General features: G+C 62.9%; 2 protein-coding genes. Both read left to right on the plus strand.

Annotated features, from left to right (window positions below; genetic code table 11):
- Window positions 1-63: 63 nt before the first annotated feature.
- Window positions 64-636, plus strand: coding sequence for a sugar transferase (locus ACESL8_RS12000; RefSeq protein ID WP_372919161.1), 573 nt, complete (start codon window positions 64-66; stop codon window positions 634-636).
- A gap of 206 nt (window positions 637-842) precedes the next feature.
- A partial coding sequence (locus ACESL8_RS12005; RefSeq protein ID WP_372919163.1) for an AMP-binding protein occupies window positions 843-4,902 on the plus strand: 4,060 nt, incomplete at its 3' end.

Raw genomic sequence — 4,902 nt, forward strand, 5'->3', positions numbered from 1 at the left:
ACCGCAGCATAATTGTCCACGCCAAACATCCCCGGCCGCTCCCAAAAGGAGCCAGCCTAACCGATGGCCGGGTTTTACACCGCCCTCATCGACCCCGCGCCGACGATCCAATGGCCTGCTTTGTCACCGCCGTGCACATCCAACGGCCCCATCCTGTTTCGGCAGCCGCGTGAGGGCTTCAACAATAGCACGTTTCACGTCTACAAATTCCGAACGATGTATCACGAGCAGCTGGAATACAAGAACATCACCCAGGCCAGCCGTGATGATCCGCGTATTACCCCGGTTGGCCGCTTCCTCCGGCGCACCAGCATCGACGAACTGCCGCAGTTGTTCAATGTGCTGCTGGGAAACATGTCGCTGGTTGGCCCACGCCCGCATGCGGCGTCGACCCGCGCTGGTGGCCGGTTGTTTTCCGATGTCGTGCAAAGCTATGCCGCCCGACACAAGGTGAAGCCTGGGATCACTGGCTGGGCGCAGGTGTGTGGTTGGCGCGGCGAAACAGATACCGAGGAAAAGCTGATCAAGCGCTTTGAGCACGACCTTTATTATATCGAGAACTGGTCGATCTGGTTTGATCTGTACATCTTGATGCGGACGGTGGGTGCCGTTCTGCTGCCCCGCAACGCTTTCTGACAGCAACGGTTTCGCAGCCTGCAGATGCCTTGGCACGGGGTGCTGCAAGGTGCAGCGACCGGCAGGGCAGAATGTCGCAGTGAACAAAAATTACCGTTAAACACTTGGCGCAGACATAATCTTTCACTAAACGCTGCGTCTATCAAAGTTTCCTGTCCGTTGGTCGGTTCATGGCTGGTCAGCGGCAATGGTTGGGCAGAGCAACGATGTACGATCCCGCCGCCGTCACGCGCGCTCCTGTTCCAGTTCCGGGTGTAAACCCGGTTCGCACGCGCGCCGATTGGGATGCCATGCGCGCGCAGGTGCTGGCCGATCCTGGTGCCTTTCACGGCAAGATCGCGGCCCGCAATCTGCACTGGCTGGTGGACGTGGCCGGCCGCCCGACTTGGCTGAGCGGCGCCGAAGATGGCCGCTGGTCCGGTTGGGATGCTGCCACTGCCGCGCCGGCGAGCGCCGATTTTCCGGCCGATTTCGCGCCGTGGGCCCGGGCCTTCAACGGCGATGATGCGCCCAATTTCCGCTGGTTTGAAGGCGGCCGCACCAATGCGGCCTTCAACGAAGTGGACCGTCATGTGCTGGCGGGCCACGGCAGTGAAGCCGCCTTCATTTTCGAAGGTGACCGCTGGGATCTGGCAGCCGATAATGGCCGCGGCGCGCCGGTCGACTGCATGGCTGTTTCTCGCCGCCAGCTGCTACTGGAAGCGGCCAAATGCTCCATTGCGCTCCAAAATCTTGGCCTGAAGGCCGGCGATCGCATCGCGCTCAACATGCCCAATATCCCGTCGCAACTGTATTGGACGGAAGGCGCCAAGCGCATTGGCGTGATTTACACGCCGGTGTTCGGCGGTTTTTCGGACAAGACATTGTCTGACCGGATTCATGATGCCGGCGCGCGCATCGTCATCACTGCCGATGGCGGCTATCGCAACGCCCAGATTGTGCCGTTCAAGACGGCCTATACCGATCCGGCGCTGGACAATTATGTGCCCGTCAATATCGCGTTGCAGTTGCTGGGCGATCGCCTGCACGGCGCCGATCTTGGTTTGTCGGCTGACACACGCACTGCGATGGCCGACATCGTCACGGCGGCGCTGAAGGGCGAAGTCACGGTCGAGCGCGGTGACGTGATGCGCGGCCTTGGCCGGGCGCTGGCCGAACTGGGCAAGGCCAATGCTATTGGGGAAGGCCGCGTTGATGCCGCACAATCGGCCCGTATCCGCATCGCCATCGCCGAAGCGCTGGTGAGCACGCCGCCGCGCGTTGATGCGGTAATCGTCGCCAATCACGCCCATGTGACCGATATCGTCTGGCGCGACCGCGACGTGTGGAGCCATGATCTCACGGGTGCGGCGCTGGCCGAAATCCTTGCCGCCGCTGGCCTGCCCGACGAAGCCGCGCTGCACGCGCTGGATGATGAAGCCTTTGTGGCGGCGATCTGGACAGCGTCGAGGCCGTTGCCGGTGGATGCCGAATATCCGCTGTTCTTCATTTACACCTCGGGCTCCACCGGCAAACCCAAGGGCGTTGTCCATGTCCACGGCGGCTATGCCAGCGGCATCATGGAAACCATGAAGGTTGCTTTTGATGCGCGCCCGGGTGACGTGATGTTCGTGGTGGCCGATCCGGGCTGGATCACCGGCCAGAGCTACATGATCGCCGCCGCGCTGCTCAGCCGGGTGACCACCGTTTTGGCCGAAGGCTCCCCGGTGTTCCCGCACGCCGGGCGCTTTGCCGCAATGATCGAGCGGCATGGCGTGACCATCTTCAAGGCCGGTGTAACCTTTTTGAAGGCGGTGATGAGCGATCCGCAGAACCTCACCGACATCAATGCCTATGATCTGTCGTGCCTGCGCGTTGCCACGTTCTGTGCCGAGCCTTGTTCGCCGACGGTGCAGGATTTCGGCATGAAGAACATCACGCCGCAATATATCAACAGCTATTGGGCAACCGAGCATGGCGGCATCGCCTGGACACATTTCTATGGAAACGGCGATTTCCCGCTGGCAGCCGACGCACGCACCTACCCGCTGCCGTGGATCGTGGGTGATGTGTGGGTCGAGGATGAAGCCGGTGACCGCAAGGCGAATGGCCTGCTGACCCGTGACGGGCCTGATGGCGTTACCTGGCGCAAGGCGGGGCAGGGCGAGAAGGGCGAGATCATCATCGCCGCGCCCTATCCCTATCTGGCCCGCACCGTGTGGGGCGAGCCTGAGAATTTCCGCGTGGAAAACGGTGCTGTCGTTGGCGGCTGGGTTGGCGATGCTGGCCGCTGGCGCGATGGTTACTGGAGCCGCTGGCATGGTGTGTGGGCTTACACCCAAGGCGATTTTGCGGTGCAGGGCGATGACGGCGGCTTCTCGCTGCATGGCCGTTCCGACGATGTCATCAACGTGTCGGGCCACCGCATGGGAACCGAAGAGATCGAAGGCGCGATCTTGCGTGACAAGGCGCTGAATCCGGAAAGCCCGGTCGGGAACGTGCTGGTGATTGGTGCGCCGCACCGCGAAAAGGGGCTGACCCCGCTGGCCTTCATCACGCCGGCCCCCGGCCAGATCATCACCCGCGATGACGAGCGCCGCTTGGCTGATCTGGTGCGTACCGAAAAAGGCATCGTCGCGGTGCCGAGCGATTTCATCACGGTCAGCCAGTTCCCTGAAACCCGCAGTGGCAAATATATGCGCCGCATGGTGCGTGCGCTGGTGGAGGGCTCGCCGCTCGGCGATGTCACCACGCTGAAGAACCCGGAAAGCCTCGATGAGCTGAAGCGCGCCATCAGCGTCTGGCAGCGCAAGCAGCGTCTGTCCGAAGACCAGGATATCTTCGATCGCTATCGCTATTTCCGCATCCAGTACAACATCGTGGCGCCGGGCCTGAAGGTGGCGACGGTGTATGTTACCAACCCGCCGGTGAACGCATTCAACGAGCGCGCCATCGACGAACTGGTGATTGTGGTGGAACATCTGTCGCGCCGCGATGATGTGGCCGCCGTGGTGTTCACCGGCGACGGCACCGCCAGTTTTGTGGCCGGGGCTGACATCCGCCAGTTCCTCGATGAAATCCACACCGTCGAAGAAGCTCGCGTGCTGCCGGCCAACGCCCAGTTGGCGTTCGGCAAGATCGAACAGATGGGCAAGCCGTGCATTGCGGCCATCCAGGGCGTCGCGCTGGGCGGCGGCATGGAATTCGCGCTGGCCTGCCATTACCGCGTTGCCGAAGGTCATGCCCGGTTCGGCCAGCCGGAAATCCGCCTGCGCCTGTTGCCGGGGTATGGCGGCACGCAGCGTCTGCCGCGCCTGCTCACCGATCGGCGCGGCCCCGAAGGCCTGCTGGACGCGCTGGATCTGATCCTGGGTGGCCGCAGCGTCGATGCGGCGGCCGCGCTGGAAATGGGCGCGATTGATGCGATTGCCGATGGCTCGCAGGACGCGTTGAGCCTCGCCCACGCTGCCATCCGTGAGTTCGTGCGCCATGGCGATACCAGCCATCTGGGCCGCGCCTGGTCCGAACGCCGCAAGGCCGCCAAGTCTGCCTGGCAGAGTGAAGGTCACGTCGATCTTGATGCGGCACTGAACGATGAGTTCGTGCAGCGAATTTTGAAGCAGCTTGATTGGGCCGGCCGCGGCAAGGCCGGCGCACGCGCCATCGATGCCATGCGTACCGGCTGGACGCAGGGCATGGCCGCTGGCCTGACCCGCGAAGCCGAATTGTTCAGTGAAGCCGTCGTAGATCCCGATAGCGGCAAGACCGGCATCCGCCTGTTCATGGACAAGAAGGCACCGCCGCTGCCGGTGCGCCGGAACGGTGTGCATCTCGCCGCCGAATTTGGCGCCAAGGCCGCGCGGCTGGAAGCGGCGGGCGAACTTCTCCCCATTGGCGCGCCGTTTTTTCCCGGCGTTACCCCGATTCCGCACCATCAATATGGTTTTGGCATTGCACGCGATGCCGATACCGGCGCACCTATATTCGGCCCGCCCGCCACCCACGAAACCCAGTTGATCGTGCCGACACCGCAGCCGGAGCCGAATGAGGCGCTGGTGTATCTGCTTACCTCGGAAGTGAACTTCAACGATATATGGGCGCTCACCGGCATTCCCGTGTCTCCGTTCGACAATCACGAAGAAGATGTGCAGCTGACGGGATCGGGCGGGCTGGCGCTGGTTGCGGCACTGGGCAGCGAAGCCCGTGCACAGGGCCGCCTGAAGGTGGGGGACATGGTGGCGGTTTATTCCGGCACCTCCGATCTGCTCAGCCCGCAGGCTGGCCGCG

Origin of the sequence: Sandarakinorhabdus sp. (assembly GCF_041689835.1) — a bacterium.
Classification (GTDB): Bacteria; Pseudomonadota; Alphaproteobacteria; order Sphingomonadales; family Sphingomonadaceae; genus Sandarakinorhabdus.

Bases quoted from the DNA above. Each gene is read 5' to 3' on its own strand.
- ACESL8_RS12000 (WP_372919161.1), top strand. From the start codon at position 64: ATGGCCGGGTTTTACACCGCCCTCATCGACCCCGCGCCGACGATCCAA.